Source organism: Pseudomonas sp. HS6 (assembly GCF_023375815.1).
Taxonomy (GTDB): domain Bacteria; phylum Pseudomonadota; class Gammaproteobacteria; order Pseudomonadales; family Pseudomonadaceae; genus Aquipseudomonas.
The window spans coordinates 2,485,605-2,500,442 of sequence record NZ_CP067412.1 but is presented as its reverse complement, the minus strand read 5'-3'; the positions used below and the strand labels follow the sequence as shown (position 1 = coordinate 2,500,442).

The following is a 14,838-nucleotide window of genomic DNA, read 5'->3' as shown; positions in this document are numbered from 1 at the left end:
CAAGCCCGCTCCCACAGGATTTGTGGGTGTACTTGATTTTTGAGTACGCCTCGGACACTGTGGGAGCGAGCTTGCTCGCGAAGAGGCCTTTGACCTCACCACAAAATCTCAATCCTGCAGCTGTTCGACCTCAATCCCCAACCGCCGATAATCCTCGGCATTGCCCGACGCCAGATGCCGCTCGGTGATCAACGTATGCACCCGGCTGCACGGCGCCACCACAAACGGCTCCACCGCCCCGAGCTTGTCCGCCGTGGTCACGGCAATCACCTGCGCAGCACTGTCGAACAACGCCTGTTTCACCGGCACTTCATCGAAATACAGCGAGCTCAGGCCCACTTCCGGATGAATCGCGCACACCCCGGTAAACAACACATCCGCCTTGATACTTTGCAGCAGTCGCACCGTTTCGTGACCACTGACCGACATCGTTGCGAGATTGAGCTGGCCGCCCGCCAGAATCACTTTGATGCCCTTGTATTCCGCCAGCGTGATCGCCGTCATCGGTGAGGTGGTCACGGCGGTGATCGAAATATCCGAGGGCAACGAACGGGCGATCTGCAAGGTGGTGGTGCCGGAATCGAACAGCACGATCTGGCCATCCTTCACCCGCCCTGCCGCGAGTTGCGCGAGGCTGGTTTTCACCTCGTCGGTTTCACTGATCCGCGTGAAGTAATCCTTGCCGGTGTCCTTCGGTCGCGGCAGCGCCCCGCCGTGCACCCGCTGCACCAACCCGGCGTTGTCCAGCTCGGCCAGATCGCGGCGGATGGTGTCTTCAGACACCGCAAAATGCTGGCTCAACTCGGACGCCATGACCTTGCCGTCACGTTCGAGGATCAGGAGGATTTTCTGCCGGCGTAAGGAAGGAAGCTCGGAAGCGGAATGATCGTGCATGGTTATGCCTGTTTGTGCTTGTATTTGCAGGTTTGGCGAGACTAACCAAAGCCTCGGCCAAACACAAACCGGCTGGTATCAATTGTTTCGATCATTGAAATCATGAAGCCGAATTTTTTCTTTGCATCCGGCCTGTTCACAATGGCACCACTTTAATAAGGCCCAGGATGAACACCCATGAATCTCAATTTTGCGTTTGCGTGCATGATCGTCGTGTCGTTTGCGGTAGCCCTGGGGCACGCGTGATTCAGGGGGCATTGCCCCCTGTCTTCAATCCGTCACCACCCGCGCCTTGCGCACGAACAGCGCGTGGGCCTTCTCCCAGAAATTGCTGCCCAGCACAAAGAAACTACCGATGAACATCAGGTCACCGAGCAACTGCATCTGCCACAGATTGGGCCGCAGGCCTGGCCAGAAGTTGTCGAAGTAAGGTTCCAGAAAAGCGCTGAGCAGCGGCAGGCAAAACATCACCACGCCCACCCGATGCCGCATCGGCGAGACTTCCGCCACCGGCGTCGGAATCATCCCCGAGACATGCCGGCCGATGGTGCGCTTGAGTTCGGCGAAGCCGGCCTTGCCCATCACCGCGATCACCAGCAGCAACAGCACCTTGTTGCTGATGAACAGCACACCGGTCAGCGCCGCGACTTTCGAGCCGGGCACACCGAGTGCCGCAGCAATTGGCACCATCAGCCATGAACCGAGCATCAGGCAGATAATCGCCACGCCAACCTTGAAACGCCAGGTAGCGCTGGTGGGTGCAACCGGATCTTGAGGAGTGTCCATGGTTTCCTACCTTTTCGTCAGGGGCGCGGATCGGTTGGCGTCGCCAGCAAAAGCGTAGCAGTTGATTGGCCCCATCAACCCGTGATCTGCCGTCTATGCTCCAGTGAAATTCCCCGCTGGGGCCAAACGGTATGCCTGAAACGACAGCCCTGCTGACCCGACCCGGCCCTCTGCTGCTGTTTGCGGCTTTGAGCCTCGGCGGATGCCTGCGTCTGGGCCCGGACTTTCAGCCGCCGGCCGAAGCCTGGAGCAAGCAGTGGCACAGCCCGGCGCTGGAACAGGCCAGCGAGCGCGGCGCGGTGCCGGATCTGCGCCAGTGGTGGCAGGTGTTTGCCGATCCGACCCTCGACCTTTTGATCAGCGAAGCCGAAGCCCACAACAGCAGCCTGAAAATCGCCGGCCTGCGGGTCCTGGAAGCCCGGGCGCAACTGGGCATTGCCGACAGCGGCCGTTATCCGCAGCTGCAACAGGCCAGCGCCGACAGCCTGTACATCGACCGCCACCAGTCCGGCGGCAACAACCCGCAGGATCTGCACTTCTGGCAGCACAGCGCTGCGTTCGATGTCGGCTGGGAGCTGGATTTCTGGGGTCGCTTCAGCCGCGCCATCGAGTCCGCTGACGCCAGCTACTTCGCCGCTCAGGCCAACTACGAAGACGCTCTCGTGCTGTTGCGCGCCCAAGTCGCCGACACCTATTTCTCCCTGCGCACCACCGAAGCCCGGCTGCGGGTCGCCCGGGAAAACGCCGTCCAGCAAAAGCGCAATTTCGAAATCACCGAAAAACTCTTCCGCAGCGGCCAGACTGCCGAACTCGACCTGCAACAGGCCAGGACCCAATACCTCGGCACGCTCAGCACTATCCCGGTGTTCGAAGACCAATTGCTGCGCACCCGCAACGCGCTGGCGGTGCTGGTCGGCCAGCCGCCCGGTGGCGCAACGATGCTCACGGAGCAAACCGGGCTGATCCCGCTGCTGGATCGCGCCGTGTTGCAGGATGTCCCGGCCAACCTGCTGTTGCGCCGCCCCGATGTGCGCGCAGCGGAACTCAACGTTGCCGCGCAATCGGCGCTGGTCGGCGTGGCGGAAACCGACCTGTATCCGTCGCTGACCTTGCTCGGCAGCATCGTCTGGTCCAGCGATTCCCTCGGCGCCACGCCGCGCAGCCTCGACCTGATCGGCGGCCCGAGCCTGCGCTGGAACCTGTTCGATTACGGTCGCATCCACAACAACATCCGCGTGCAGGATGCGCGTCTTCAGCAACTGATCGAAGCCTACCGGGACAAAGTCCGCCAAGCTGCCCGCGAGGCCGACGACGCCGCCAGCGGCCTGACCAAAGCGCTGGAAGGCGAACGGATTCTCGGTGAAGCCGAAGCGGCCGCGCGGCGTTCGCTGGTGTTGGCCAACACCCAATATCGCGAAGGCTATTCGGATTTTCAGCGGGTGCTCGATGCGCAACGCGCGCTGCTGGAGTTGCAGGACAACTATCTGGTCAGCCGCAGCAACGCCGTGAGCAATCTGATCGCGCTGTACAAGTCTCTCGGAGGCGGCTGGCAAAGCACCGGGCCGCAGATCGATCAACCGACCCGACAGCAAATGCAGCAGCGCACCGATTGGGGCGATCTGCTGAGCGCCCCGCCGCCACAACCGACTTATCCGATGCCCTCGCAGGTAGACCGCCATGAGTGATGAAGCGCCGCCGGATCCGACGAAAAAAGGCATCCGCTGGGTGCTGCTGGTGATCGTGCTGAGCCTGATCTGGTATCTGCTGGCCGACCGAATCACGCCGTACACCCAGCAAGCGAGGGTCGGCGCGTTCGTGATCCCGGTGGCCTCGGAAGTCGCGGGCCGGGTGATCAAGGTCAACGTGCGCAACAATCAGGATGTGCAGGCCGGTGACATTCTCTTCGAACTTGATCCGCAGCCCCTGCAAATCGCGGTCGACCGAGCCCGCGCCGATCTGGAAAACACCCGTCGCACCGTCGGCGCCAGCACCGCCGGCATTGCTTCGGCGCAAGCGTCATTGCGCGCGGCGCAGGCCAACGAACTCAAGGCGCGGCAGGACAATCAACGGCTCGAAGGCTTGTACAAACAGGACTCCGGCACTGTGTCCGTACGACTTCTGGAAGTCTCTCGGGCCAACCGCGAAGCCGCCGTCAGCCAGGTGGCGGCCGCCCGGGCGGAAGTAGTGCGAGCGCAGGAGCAGGAAGGCGGCAATACCGACACCAACGCCAAATTGCTCAGTGCCGCCGCCACATTGGCCAAGGCGGAGCTGGATCTCGCCAACACCCGCATCGGTGCCCGTTCGGCGGGTCTGATTACCGACCTGCGCACCGACGTCGGCCAGTTCGCCGCTGCCGGCAGTCCGGTGATGACGCTGATCACGATCCAGGACGTGTGGGTCAGCGCCGACCTTACCGAAAACAACCTCGGCCGGATCAAGCCCGGCACGCCGGTGTCGATCATCCTCGACGCCCTGCCCGGCGAAGTGCTCGATGGCCGGGTGCGCAGCGTCGGCTATGGCGTCAGCGTCGGCCAGACGCCGCCGCCCGGCACCCTGCCGACGATCCAGAACAGCCGCGACTGGCTCCGTCCGGCGCAGCGGTTTCCGGTGATCGTTGAGTTCAGCGAAGAGGCGAAAAAGCGTCTGTTCGAGAGTCGTTCGATTCGTGCCGGCGGGCAGGCGGAAGTCATGGCGTTTCCCAGCGAAGGCAGTCTGCTCAATCCGCTGGGCCGGGTGTTTGTCTGGTTGATGAGCTGGCTGAGCTATGCCTACTGAGCGGCCTATTGAACGCAGCATCCCGGCACAACGGGCCTTGCGCCTGGCCTGTGGCACCGCGTTGTGCACCGCAGCCAGTTACGGCCTCGCGTTGCCGCTGTCGTTTCTGTCGCCGGTACTCGCGGTGTTGCTGCTGGCCAGCATGCCTCGGCCGTTGCCGGTGAAAATGGCGCTGGTGCTGACATTGGTCGCCGCGTTCACCACCAGCCTCGGCCTGTTGCTGGTGCCATTGCTGCGTTATTACCCGGTGTGCGGCGTGCTGCTGATCGGTGTCGGTCTGTTTCTGGTGTTCACCTACGGCTTGCGCGGTGGCAACGTGCTGATCATGACGTTCCTGGTGATCGGCATGACCATGATCTCCGCCGCCGGTTTCGCCTCGTTCGAGCTGGCCATGGCGGTGATCGGCGCACTGGTCAAAGGCCTGCTGCTGGCCGTCGTCATCGTCGGTCTGAGCCACGCCCTGTTCCCGGAACCGGCTAACAGCCCCGCGCCACCACCCGCTCCCGCCCTGCCCGCCGAAGACGTGCCTCGCGTGGCGTTGCGCGCAACATTGATCGTACTACCGACCTTCCTGCTGGTGTTGATCGACCCGGCCAGCTACCTGCCGATCATCCTCAAAGCCGTCAGCCTCGGCCAGCAGAGCACTACCACCCGCACCCACCATGCCGGGCGTGAACTGCTCGGCTCGACTTTATTGGGCGGGCTGCTGGCAGTGCTGTTCTGGTGTGCGTTGAGCCTGTTCGTGCACCTGTGGATGTTCTTTCTGTGGATGCTGCTGTTCGGGCTATTGGTGGCGCGCAAACTCTATCGGTTGCACCCGACGCAGCTCACGCCGGGGTTCTGGCTCAATACGCTGATCACCATGATCATCCTGCTCGGGCAATCGGTGGAGGACAGCGCGGCGGGCAAGGACGTCTACACCGCCTTCGCGGTGCGGATGGGGTTGTTCATTCTGGTGACGGTTTATGCCGGGGTGATGATGCATTTGCTGGAGTCACGCCGGGAGAGTCGTCAGGGTGTGACCTGATAACCGGGCTTCGAATTGTCACCCAAACCTGGCGCAATGACTTTTTCGCCTTGGATCCAAACACTAAAAAGATCTGGAATGATATCAAAGTGATGGCTTATAGTTTCCATGACACACATTCAGTAGGGGTAACCACATGGAAATTGGTGACAAAACAGTAGCAGGCTCCGCCATTGCAACTGGTGCAGCAGCAGGTATAGCTAACGCTTCGATGGTTTATGGCGGAGCAGTCGCCGTCGCTAACGCGGCTGGCTTAAGTGGCGCCGCTGCAACGACTTCCGCCTTAGCCACTCTCGGAGGTGGCGCAGTTGCTGCAGGAGGAGGCGGAATGGCTGCAGGAGTGATGGCAGTGGCCACCGCCGCAGCTTGGCCAGCGGCTGCAATCGCAGTGGCGGGCTATGGTGGCTATCGTTTGTACAAGTGGTTGAAGTAATCATCAATGCATATTTAGCCAATGCCCATTTCAAAAATGGGCATTTTGCTAATCGCCAAAAAAGCTCTTCAGGCTTCTTCTCTACTCCGCCGAAGCTGCACCAACAACGCCGGCGCAAAGTGCAACACCACCATTCGCGCCAAGTGGTGAGTCAGGATAAACACCACATTCAGCCCGCCGGCGAATACCACAATCGCGATGGTTTCGATTGCTCCCGGCATGTACGCGAGCCACAACGACAGCGCATCGCTGCCCAGCATCCGCGCCGCTGCCAATGCGAAAACTGCCGCGACCAGAATCATTAATCCCACCGACACCAACGCCGTGCGGCCATGACGTCCCAGTTCTGCGAGACCCAATCCCTGGAATCGGGAGCCAATCCGCACCCCAAGAATCAGCGCCGCCAGATTCAGGCTCCAGTCCGGCATGTGAAAGCCGTGCAGCCATCCTGATTTCACGAATACGGCGGTGATGATGATTGCCGTCAACATGAACGGCGCCGGCACACCAATCACCAGCAGCAAACGCCCGACCACCACGCTGAGGAAGATCACCGACAGCACGGTCAGTGCCATGCCTGTCGACAGCGGATCAGCTTCGGCCACGGCAACCGGTGCCGTTCCAGGAATCAGCAAACTCACCAACACCGTGATCAGGAGCAGCCGCATCAAGTGCACGATGATCACCTTGCTCGACGCCTGATGCGATTCCAGCAAATCGAACACCGCCGCCAGCGCCCCCGGATACACCGCCAGCAGAGCATCCGTGCGATTCCACCCTGCACCGCGCGACAGCCACAGCGCGGAAAGCGCGACTTGCACCGCCAGACATAACAGCAACACGCCAAGACTCGGCAACATCGTCGACACCGTCGCGCTGTCCCATGCTTCGAACATCAAGCCAGTAGCGATGCCCAGCGTGACCTGGATGTAGCCCAACCCCAAAGGGGTCGCTGGCGCGAAGTTGAATTTGGTGACGACAAGTGCCGTCACGAGAATCGAGCCCAACAGCAAACCGTGAGGCACACCTTCGAATTGCAACAGCGCGCCGAAGCTGGCAGCAATCAGCAAACACAGAATGGATTTCATGGTCGCCTTCCTGGCTATTTAATTTGAGTCAGGCACGCAACCGTCCAATCGCCCGCCGATATTTCTCGATCCGCTCCAGATCCTCCCAGCTCGGCGAGGCAATCCGCGACAGGTCGCTGTTCTCTTCCAGATCCGCCAGTTTCACCACCCGCCCGGTCGGGTTCTGCGCCGCGCGCTCGACGAAATCCTCGTAGGATTCGCCCGGCACTTTGGTCACCGATTCGATGGCGGACAAAATCTCTTCGCTAAAGCCTTCCTTGCGCAAATCCTCCAGGCTGATGCCGCAGTCCTCGACCACATCGTGCAGCACCGCGACGATGCGTTCTTCCAGACTGCTCATGCGCAACATGACCTTCAGCGGATGCAAAATGTACGGCGCACCGCCCTTGTCCACCTGCCCCGCGTGGGCCGTGGCGGCAATCGCGATGGCGCGTTCCAGAGTCTGAGTCATGGGCGTTTCCTCGGGTCAGACGCCGTACCGGCCGCCAATATAGAAATGGCGCTTGAACCAGCGCCCAATCGCCTGCAAACGCCCGGCCGGCTGCGCAGGCGCTGCGTAGCGCTGGAGAATCAGCGAGACCAGATCAGCCTGGCTCTCCTTCGGATGAGCATCCAGCAACTCGGCTACCCAGGCACAATTGGCCTTCTTCAAATGCTCTCGCCATTCGCCGGGCCAGCCATCCAGCTCATCCAGCGCCAACCATCGCGCACCGCCCTGCTCGACATGCCCGCCGCCAATCGATTGCTCGAAGCAGAACGGTGTCGCCGGGCGGGACAGGTCGATGCTGAAGATGTAGATGTCCTGGGTTTTGTGCTGCGGCGTGGGGGCGTTGTTGCGGCTGCCGATGTGAATCATGCGCGGTTCCGTCCGTGGGAGAGGCGTTACAACTTGTTTCGCAGTCTACGACGTGGTGCTGATGGGGGAAACCTTTGGTGATGAGACGGGTTGTGGCAAGTGAAAGGTTTGACTGGGCAGTCTGAGGATTTCGTTTCAGTCGCCCATAAAAAAGGGACACCGTTGGGTGTCCCTTTTTGCGTTTTGAATCAGGCTGATCGATCAGCGTTTCATGGCTTCACATTGATTGCGCAGATCCTGGCTGCCGATACTGTTGCAACTGCCACCACGGGTTTTGGCCTCACAGAAAAGACGCTGATCCGTGTCATTGATCGAGTTACAGCTACCGCCTCCTGTTTCTGCATCGCACATCCTGCGCAGAGTCGTATCGTTGATGCTGTTGCAACTGCCGCCACGGGTTTTGGCCTCGCAGTAACGACGTTGATCTCCGTCATTGATCGAGTTGCAACTACCACTGCCTTTTTCCGCATCGCACATCCTGCGCAGGTCCGTATTGTTGATGTCGTTACAGCTGCCACTGCCGGACTTGGCCTCGCAATATCTGCGCTGATCCGGATCGTTAATGTTCATGCAGCTAGCAAAGGCATGGCCGGCGAAGGCAAACATCAACAACATCGCCAGTATTTTCTTCATCACACGCTTCCTTGGCTTACCAGTAAACAGACTGGCACTGTTTAATCCGATTTAGATGAGTCTCGCGAAACACCCTCAAATCAGCGCTTCATGGCTTCGCACTCGTTGCGTAGATCGGAATTGCTGATGTAGGAACAACTGCTGCCACTCTGCTTGGCATTGCACAGGGCGCGCTGGTCACTGTCGCTGATGTATGAACAGGAATAGCCCTTCTGCTCCGCCTCGCACGCCGCACGCAGATCCGAGTTATGGATGTACGAGCAACTGCTGCCGTTCTTCTTGGCGTTGCAGTAGTCACGTTGGTCGGTGTCGGCGATGTACGAGCAAGATCTACCGTTCACTTCAGCATCACAGGCCGAACGCAAATCAGAGTCGTGGATGTACGAACAACTGCTGCCCTTCTCTCTGGCTTCGCAATAGGCCCGCTGATCACTGTCACTGATGCTGGCGCACCCGGCAAACGTGTATCCGCTGAACATCAACAACATCGCAAGCACTAGTCTCATCACACACTTCCTTGATCGACCAGGAAACAGCCTGGCACTGCTTGAGCCGATGAATGAGCGTCGCGACACGCCATCAAATTGACATCGGTTTTGGGGAAAGTTCCGGGGCGGGAATGTGTGATGATTTTTTTGATCTGAAAACGGCGTAGGAAATTGCTCCGCGTGGTGAGGGAGCTTGTTCTTGCGGAGCTGCGAAGCGGGCCGAAATCTGGCGAGTCATTTTCCCCATACACTTCGCAGCCATTGATTTACGCCAGTTACGCCGCCGACCGTGAGCTAACTCTCTGGCCAGACGTGGTGATTTCACGTCCTACAGGCTGATTGCGACGGTGGGGATCGGTGCCTAGAGTGGGTCTGTCGCTGAACGAATTTGGCGATAGGGTTTCGCAGCCCTGACGATACGTGTAGTAACCTGACGCCCCCCAAAAACGGTGGCGGTCGCAATCGCGTCCGACAACCGCGCAATGGTGGCTGTGTGTGGGAGACCTCTGGGTCTGCCGGGCTCCTCGTATCCTCGGTCTGCGAACCCGCACATGGCTACCACCTTTCGAATCGCAGCGAACGGCAGTAGCTCTTCTCACGGATACGAGGAAGCTTTACTTATGCCAACGGATAAACCGATCCGCAAATACGCGAACATGTCCCACCCCGCCACAGACCAGCCCGTACTATTCATTGACGTAGATGCCCCACTACGAGATCTCCACGCTTGCCTTAGCGAACGCCTCAACGCCGTTCTCAAATATCTCGATCTAATGGCCTGTATCCGCCTCCCCGATTACGCCGAAAACGACATCAACACTGTTAGTACGATCGCCAGGATCATGGTGCAGGATGTGAGTGATCTGTTTCGAGTGATTGAGAAACGGGAGATTTGAGGTTCTTAGTTATGACTCACGTTTCGGCGACAGAAATCAGGCCTATTTTGCGAATTTGCTCGAAGCGAATTCCCTATACCGCTCAGAAACAACCTTCACTTTCACAGAACTGGGTGTGGAATTCGGAAGGTCAATTTGATAGCTTCAACACCAGCCATTGGCCATCAGCAGTTCGGCAAGCATCAAATGCCGAGTATTTAGTGACTCAAGGTTGTGATTTTTCTAACGAATCTTCGAAAAAGTAAGGAGGAAAAAATGACAGACAGACGACCTATTAATCCCAACGTGAATGTTCCAAAGCCTGGCGGTGGTGAACAACCTCGCTCCAGGAACAATGATGGCCAAATTCGCGACAAGCGTAGTGACGCGGGTAAGCCTAAAAAGAAATAATCTATAAAGGTGGCAGATCAACACAAGCAGTTCTGCCACCGTTTGTATCTTTAGCATGAAGTCATATCAAACAGAAAAACTTACCCACTCAATCAACTCAGACAACAACCGCAAAAAAAATCTCTCGCCACCGAAGCAAAAATCATTACTAACTCATGAAAAATACCAACCAAAAAGACTCAACAAAAGACATTGAGACACAAACTAAAAATACAGCCTTCATTGACATTCAAATAAAAGCACTAACACAAATTCTTCAAAAAGCATCAGAACTGCTCCATACAACAGGCCACTCCTCCAACTACAAAAGCATTCTATTACCAATACTTTTATATAAAAGACTATGTGACACACACGAAGAGGAGGCTTACATAAACCAAGTAAATAAAACGAACCAACACCGCTTCAACATACCTAAAGAATGCCTCTGGCAGGACTTCATTAACAGTGAGTTCAATTTAAAAGACAGACTAAAAAAAGCCTTTTCCGAAATCGAGAAAAACAACGAAGACCTTGATGGGCTCTTAGAACTTGGCTCATCTGCGCGACACCTACAAGATAATCACTTGCGCCACATACTTTATATTTTCGACACCCACAAAATCGGTTCACTTACCATTCCCGACGAACAAATGGGTGTTATTTTCACAGCTTTATTAGAGCATCTAGCAAGGGGTGAAGGACGAAACGGTGGAAACTACCTGACTCCACCATCCGTTGCATCATTGCTAGCTAGAATCTCTACGCAAGGTAAAAAAAATATAATCAATGCGTATGATCCTGCGTGCGGCTCCGCGGGATTGCTTCTTGCCGTCGCAGAACAGACATTTGTAATTAAAGAGCTGGCTGGCCAAGACATTAACGCCGACACCTTGCGGCTCGCACGCATGAACGTAGTAATGCACGGGGTAAAATTTAGTCGCGTAAATCTCAAGCTCGGAAACACACTAAATGAACCTCATCACTTAAACAAAAAATACGACGTTGTTTTGTGTGTACCGCCGTTTGGAGTCAGATGGGATCCCTCCACCTACCGTGACCGTTCTGAGCTTCATGCTTATGGACCTCAAGCCCCTCGCTCGAGAGCTGACTTTGCGTTCGTTCAACATATGCTAAGTTTGTTAGATATTGACGGAACAATGGTCATTACACTCCCGATGGGAGCGCTCTTTCGCGGAAACACAGAACAGAAAATCCGCAAACACCTAATACAAAACCTGAACTGCTTAGACGCTGTCATTGGACTTCCTCCAAACCTGTTTTACGGCACCGCCATTCCCACATGCGCTTTAGTTTTTAAAAAACAAAGGCAAGACGAAAAGACAATTTTTTTCATAGATGCCAGCAATGAATATGGCAAAGAGCGATGGCACAACTATCTTCAAAATCAAGACTTGGAAAAAATATTAGCCAGTCTGACTCAACGCACCAACGTAGAGCTATATTCCGAGAACGTCTCCATTGATCAAATCAAGAAAAACAACTTCAACCTTAGCCTACCACTATATATTGACGAATACCGCAAAGAGACCATTCACAACTTCGTAGAATTTCACAATCTAGTAGAAAAATACAACGGAAAAGGTGTCGTATTTCGCGGAGTAAAAGATTCAAAATTCGAACTAATCCCATCAATAGGCCGGTTACCTGTTGATAGTACAAAAATAGAAGACACTGAAGATGCTATTTTTAAGCAGTTCAGAGAGCAAGCTTTACCACACTTAAGCTTTACACCAAGAAACGACTGGGAGTGGCTAGCACTTGCCCAGCACCATGGTTTACCGACGCGATTGTTGGACTGGACAGTCAACCCACTTATAGCACTTTATTTTGCAGTAGAAGAAGAATGCAAAACAGATTCCGCAGTATATATTTATACAGATTGCGAATCGCCGGTAGAAACAGGATTACCGGAATATCAGAACCCGTTACGCTTCCCAAGTGAAAGGCCAGTTCTTCGCTATATACCAGCGCACTTAACACCAAGAATTATTGCTCAAAGCGGGCTATTTACAACACATCAAAACGTAACCCAAGGCTTTACATCCGAGCAAATTTTTAAAGTTGTGATACCTAATTCATTGAGAACAAAATTAAAACAACAACTATATCGCTATGGAATCCATCGAGGAACTGTATACCCCGGACTGGACGGCACCAGCGCACACATAAAGTGGATCAATTGCCAATCCGGAGACTAAAGACACTACGATATATTTCTATTTCTCTTGAATTGCTTTTCCGAGCACAAACCCGACACTAATAATGATGTCGGGGGTGTGCCCGAGGAACAGTTTATCAAGTGCACGAGATTAACCTCATTCGGTCAAATCGCTAAAAATTCGCCGGCGTATTCGCACTAATAATCTCAGCCTCATCCGCCCCAATATTCCGGAACTTGTGCGGTAGCGTCGTCGGGAAGTAATACCCATCCCCCGCGTTCAACACACTCACCGACCCATCCACCGTCAACTCCACAGTGCCACGCGTCACAAGCCCGCACTCCTCCCCTTCCGAGTGAACAATCGGCTCTTCCCCGGAACTCGCACCCGGCGCGTATTGCTCGCGCAGCAAGCGCATCTGGCGGCTGGGGACCGAGGCGCCGATGAGCAGCAGGCGCAGGCCGTGGCGGCCGAGGTCGGGTTGTTCGTTGGCGCGGAAGACGTATTGGTGTTCGCGTGGGGGCTGGTCGAAGGTGAAGAAGTCGGCCAGGGACATCGGGATGCCTTCGAGCAGCTTTTTCAGTGAGCTGACGGAAGGGCTGACACGATTCTGTTCGATCAGGGAGATGGTGGCATTGGTCACGCCGCTACGCCGGGCCAGCTCGCGCTGGGAGAGTTTGTAGCTTTCGCGTACTAGTTTGAGTCGAGAACCCGTATCCATGACAGCCTTATGTGAGAACGACTTAAGGGCAATGGGGGTGGGTGGCGGGTGCCGCGCAGGTCGCGCGGATCACGTTGCTCCCGTGTCCCGGAACCGTGAAAGGCGGCTATTAAATCACGTTTGTCGGTGTTGCTCAGCAGGTTCGATGGACGGTGGGTGAAAAGAGCCTGCTGATTGTAATTGCGAGGTAAATGCAAAACCTGTGGGAGCTGGCTTGCCAGCGATTGGGCGGCACTTTCAACATCATTTTTGCTGATAGACCGCTATCGCTGGCAAGTCGAATCGTCGCACCGCAGCTCCCACAGGTTTTGTGGTGCTGCTTGCACGGTGTAAAAGCCGGCGGCGCCTGTGCGGGGCCACCGCCGGGGAGGTAACTTAGATACCGAAACGGTCGCGCAGCGAGTAGTACACGGCACCGAGGGCGGTCAGCGGCGCGGAGAAGGTGCGGCCGCCGAGCATTGGCATGTGCGGAAGCGAGGCGAAGGCGTCGAAGCGTTCGGCGTCGCCACGGATCATTTCCGAGATCAGTTTGCCGGCCAGGTGCGAGCAAGTGACGCCGTGCCCGCTGTAGCCCTGCATGTAGTAGGCGTTTTTCTCGATGCGCCCGAATTGCGGCATGCGCGACATGGTCAACAGGAAGTTACCGGTCCAGCGGTAGTCGATTTTCACGTCCTTGAGCTGCGGGAAGGTCTTGAGGATCTTCGGGCGGATCAGGGTTTCGATGTCGTCCGGTTCACGGGCGCCGTAGACCACGCCGCCGCCGTAGAGCAGACGGTTGTCGGCGGTGAGGCGGTAGTAGTCGAGCAGGTAGTTGCAGTCTTCGACGCAGTAATTGTTGGTGATCAGGCTGCGGGCCTGTTTCTCGGTCAACGGTTCGGTGACGCAGATCTGCGAGCCGCACGGCATGCTCTTGGCGGTCACGCGGTTGTCGAGGCCTTGTGGCAGGTAGGCATTGCCGGCGATCAGCAGGTACTTGGCGCGAACCTGGCCTTTGGCGGTGCGCACAACGTTGGGCTCGCCGTATTTGATTTCCACCGCAGCGGACTGCTCGTAGATCTTGCCGCCCAGACGCACGATCGCGGCGGCTTCTCCGAGAGCCAGGTTCAGCGGGTGGATGTGGCCGCCCTGCATGTCCAGCAGACCGCCGACGTAGGCGTCCGAGCCGACTTCGCGGCGGATGTCCGCAGCGTCGAGCATCTTCAGGTTTTTATTGCCGTAACGTTCCCAGCTACGTTTTTGTTCGGCGAGGCCGTTGAGCTGCTTCTTGTTCATCGCTGCGAAAATGCCGCCCGGGCGGTAGTCGCACTTGATGTCGTATTCCTTGATGCGCGAACGGATGATGTCGGCGCCTTCGAAGATCATGCTTCCGAGGATTTCCGCAGTCTTGTCGCCGTAGCGCTGTTCGATCACGTCGACGTCGCGGCTGTAGGAGTTGACCAGTTGACCGCCATTGCGACCGCTGGCGCCGTAGCCGACTTTCGCTGCTTCCAGCACCGTTACCTTGTAGCCGGCTTCGCTCAGGAACAGCGCCGAGGACAGGCCGGTGTAGCCGGCGCCGATGATGCAGACATCGCACTCCACCGACTCTTCGAGGATCGGGAAATCGATCACTTCATTGCGGGTGGCGGCGTAGTAGCTGTTCACGTGTTGTTGTTTCATTTTTTTATTCTCCGAGGGTCGCCGGTTGCA

General features: G+C 56.7%; 14 protein-coding genes. 5 read left to right on the top strand and 9 right to left on the bottom strand.

Features of this window, described 5'->3' with window-relative positions; genetic code table 11:
- Nucleotides 1–108: 108 nt before the first annotated feature.
- Nucleotides 109–894, bottom strand: coding sequence for a DeoR/GlpR family DNA-binding transcription regulator (locus JJN09_RS11545; RefSeq protein WP_249490232.1), 786 nt, complete (start codon nt 892–894; stop codon nt 109–111).
- A gap of 270 nt (nt 895–1,164) precedes the next feature.
- Nucleotides 1,165–1,680 carry a transporter suffix domain-containing protein gene (locus JJN09_RS11540; protein ID WP_249490231.1) on the bottom strand — a complete coding sequence of 172 codons (516 nt, stop codon included), beginning with the start codon at nt 1,678–1,680 and terminating at the stop codon, nt 1,165–1,167.
- Between the two features lie 131 nt (nt 1,681–1,811).
- Between JJN09_RS11540 and JJN09_RS11535 the strand changes: the two genes are divergently transcribed.
- The 3 genes from JJN09_RS11535 to JJN09_RS11525 are packed head-to-tail and all read left to right on the top strand — an operon-like array spanning nt 1,812 to nt 5,482.
- Complete coding sequence (locus JJN09_RS11535) at nt 1,812–3,365, top strand: efflux transporter outer membrane subunit (RefSeq protein ID WP_249490230.1); 1,554 nt, start codon at nt 1,812–1,814, stop codon at nt 3,363–3,365.
- Entirely contained in the window at nt 3,358–4,455 is a 1,098-nt protein-coding gene (locus JJN09_RS11530; RefSeq protein WP_249490229.1) for an HlyD family secretion protein, read from the top strand. The genes JJN09_RS11535 and JJN09_RS11530 overlap by 8 nt, the downstream gene beginning before the upstream one ends.
- Nucleotides 4,445–5,482, top strand: a complete 1,038-nt coding sequence (locus JJN09_RS11525) for a DUF2955 domain-containing protein (protein ID WP_249490228.1) — start codon at nt 4,445–4,447, stop codon at nt 5,480–5,482. Before JJN09_RS11530 ends, JJN09_RS11525 begins: the two co-directional genes overlap by 11 nt.
- Nucleotides 5,483–5,983: 501 nt before the next feature.
- Here JJN09_RS11525 and JJN09_RS11520 read toward each other — a convergent pair.
- From JJN09_RS11520 to JJN09_RS11500, 5 genes are all read right to left on the bottom strand, one after another.
- Nucleotides 5,984–7,003, bottom strand: a complete 1,020-nt coding sequence (locus JJN09_RS11520) for an AbrB family transcriptional regulator (protein WP_249490227.1) — start codon at nt 7,001–7,003, stop codon at nt 5,984–5,986.
- A gap of 28 nt (nt 7,004–7,031) precedes the next feature.
- Nucleotides 7,032–7,454, bottom strand: a complete 423-nt coding sequence (locus JJN09_RS11515) for an HD domain-containing protein (RefSeq protein ID WP_249490226.1) — start codon at nt 7,452–7,454, stop codon at nt 7,032–7,034.
- A 15-nt stretch (nt 7,455–7,469) separates the two neighbouring features.
- The gene (locus JJN09_RS11510) at nt 7,470–7,859 is read right to left on the bottom strand and encodes a hypothetical protein (protein WP_249490225.1); all 390 of its coding nucleotides are present in this window, start codon (nt 7,857–7,859) and stop codon (nt 7,470–7,472) included.
- 201 nt (nt 7,860–8,060) lie between these two features.
- A complete protein-coding gene (locus JJN09_RS11505; RefSeq protein WP_096820485.1) occupies nt 8,061–8,492 on the bottom strand; it encodes a hypothetical protein in 432 nt (143 codons plus the stop codon).
- Between the two features lie 80 nt (nt 8,493–8,572).
- Complete coding sequence (locus JJN09_RS11500) at nt 8,573–8,998, bottom strand: hypothetical protein (RefSeq protein WP_249490224.1); 426 nt, start codon at nt 8,996–8,998, stop codon at nt 8,573–8,575.
- A 602-nt stretch (nt 8,999–9,600) separates the two neighbouring features.
- Between JJN09_RS11500 and JJN09_RS11495 the strand changes: the two genes are divergently transcribed.
- Together JJN09_RS11495 and JJN09_RS11490 are read left to right on the top strand one after the other, a co-directional pair.
- A complete protein-coding gene (locus JJN09_RS11495) occupies nt 9,601–9,876 on the top strand; it encodes a fructose-bisphosphate aldolase (protein WP_249490795.1) in 276 nt (91 codons plus the stop codon).
- Between the two features lie 545 nt (nt 9,877–10,421).
- The gene (locus JJN09_RS11490) at nt 10,422–12,467 is read left to right on the top strand and encodes an N-6 DNA methylase (protein ID WP_249490223.1); all 2,046 of its coding nucleotides are present in this window, start codon (nt 10,422–10,424) and stop codon (nt 12,465–12,467) included.
- Nucleotides 12,468–12,600: 133 nt separating this feature from the next.
- Here JJN09_RS11490 and JJN09_RS11485 read toward each other — a convergent pair whose 3' ends face one another.
- Together JJN09_RS11485 and JJN09_RS11480 are read right to left on the bottom strand one after the other, a co-directional pair.
- Nucleotides 12,601–13,149, bottom strand: coding sequence for a cupin domain-containing protein (locus JJN09_RS11485; protein WP_042558757.1), 549 nt, complete (start codon nt 13,147–13,149; stop codon nt 12,601–12,603).
- Nucleotides 13,150–13,524: 375 nt separating this feature from the next.
- The gene (locus JJN09_RS11480) at nt 13,525–14,808 is read right to left on the bottom strand and encodes an FAD-binding oxidoreductase (protein ID WP_249490222.1); all 1,284 of its coding nucleotides are present in this window, start codon (nt 14,806–14,808) and stop codon (nt 13,525–13,527) included.
- Between the last annotated feature and the right edge of the window lie 30 nt (nt 14,809–14,838).

Bases quoted from the DNA above. Each gene is read 5' to 3' on its own strand.
- JJN09_RS11545 (WP_249490232.1), bottom strand. From the start codon at position 894: ATGCACGATCATTCCGCTTCCGAGCTTCCTTCCTTACGCCGGCAGAAA.
- JJN09_RS11540 (WP_249490231.1), bottom strand. From the start codon at position 1,680: ATGGACACTCCTCAAGATCCGGTTGCACCCACCAGCGCTACCTGGCGT.
- JJN09_RS11535 (WP_249490230.1), top strand. From the start codon at position 1,812: ATGCCTGAAACGACAGCCCTGCTGACCCGACCCGGCCCTCTGCTGCTG.
- JJN09_RS11530 (WP_249490229.1), top strand. From the start codon at position 3,358: ATGAGTGATGAAGCGCCGCCGGATCCGACGAAAAAAGGCATCCGCTGG.
- JJN09_RS11525 (WP_249490228.1), top strand. From the start codon at position 4,445: ATGCCTACTGAGCGGCCTATTGAACGCAGCATCCCGGCACAACGGGCC.
- JJN09_RS11520 (WP_249490227.1), bottom strand. From the start codon at position 7,003: ATGAAATCCATTCTGTGTTTGCTGATTGCTGCCAGCTTCGGCGCGCTG.
- JJN09_RS11515 (WP_249490226.1), bottom strand. From the start codon at position 7,454: ATGACTCAGACTCTGGAACGCGCCATCGCGATTGCCGCCACGGCCCAC.
- JJN09_RS11510 (WP_249490225.1), bottom strand. From the start codon at position 7,859: ATGATTCACATCGGCAGCCGCAACAACGCCCCCACGCCGCAGCACAAA.
- JJN09_RS11505 (WP_096820485.1), bottom strand. From the start codon at position 8,492: ATGAAGAAAATACTGGCGATGTTGTTGATGTTTGCCTTCGCCGGCCAT.
- JJN09_RS11500 (WP_249490224.1), bottom strand. From the start codon at position 8,998: ATGAGACTAGTGCTTGCGATGTTGTTGATGTTCAGCGGATACACGTTT.
- JJN09_RS11495 (WP_249490795.1), top strand. From the start codon at position 9,601: ATGCCAACGGATAAACCGATCCGCAAATACGCGAACATGTCCCACCCC.
- JJN09_RS11490 (WP_249490223.1), top strand. From the start codon at position 10,422: ATGAAAAATACCAACCAAAAAGACTCAACAAAAGACATTGAGACACAA.
- JJN09_RS11485 (WP_042558757.1), bottom strand. From the start codon at position 13,149: ATGGATACGGGTTCTCGACTCAAACTAGTACGCGAAAGCTACAAACTC.
- JJN09_RS11480 (WP_249490222.1), bottom strand. From the start codon at position 14,808: ATGAAACAACAACACGTGAACAGCTACTACGCCGCCACCCGCAATGAA.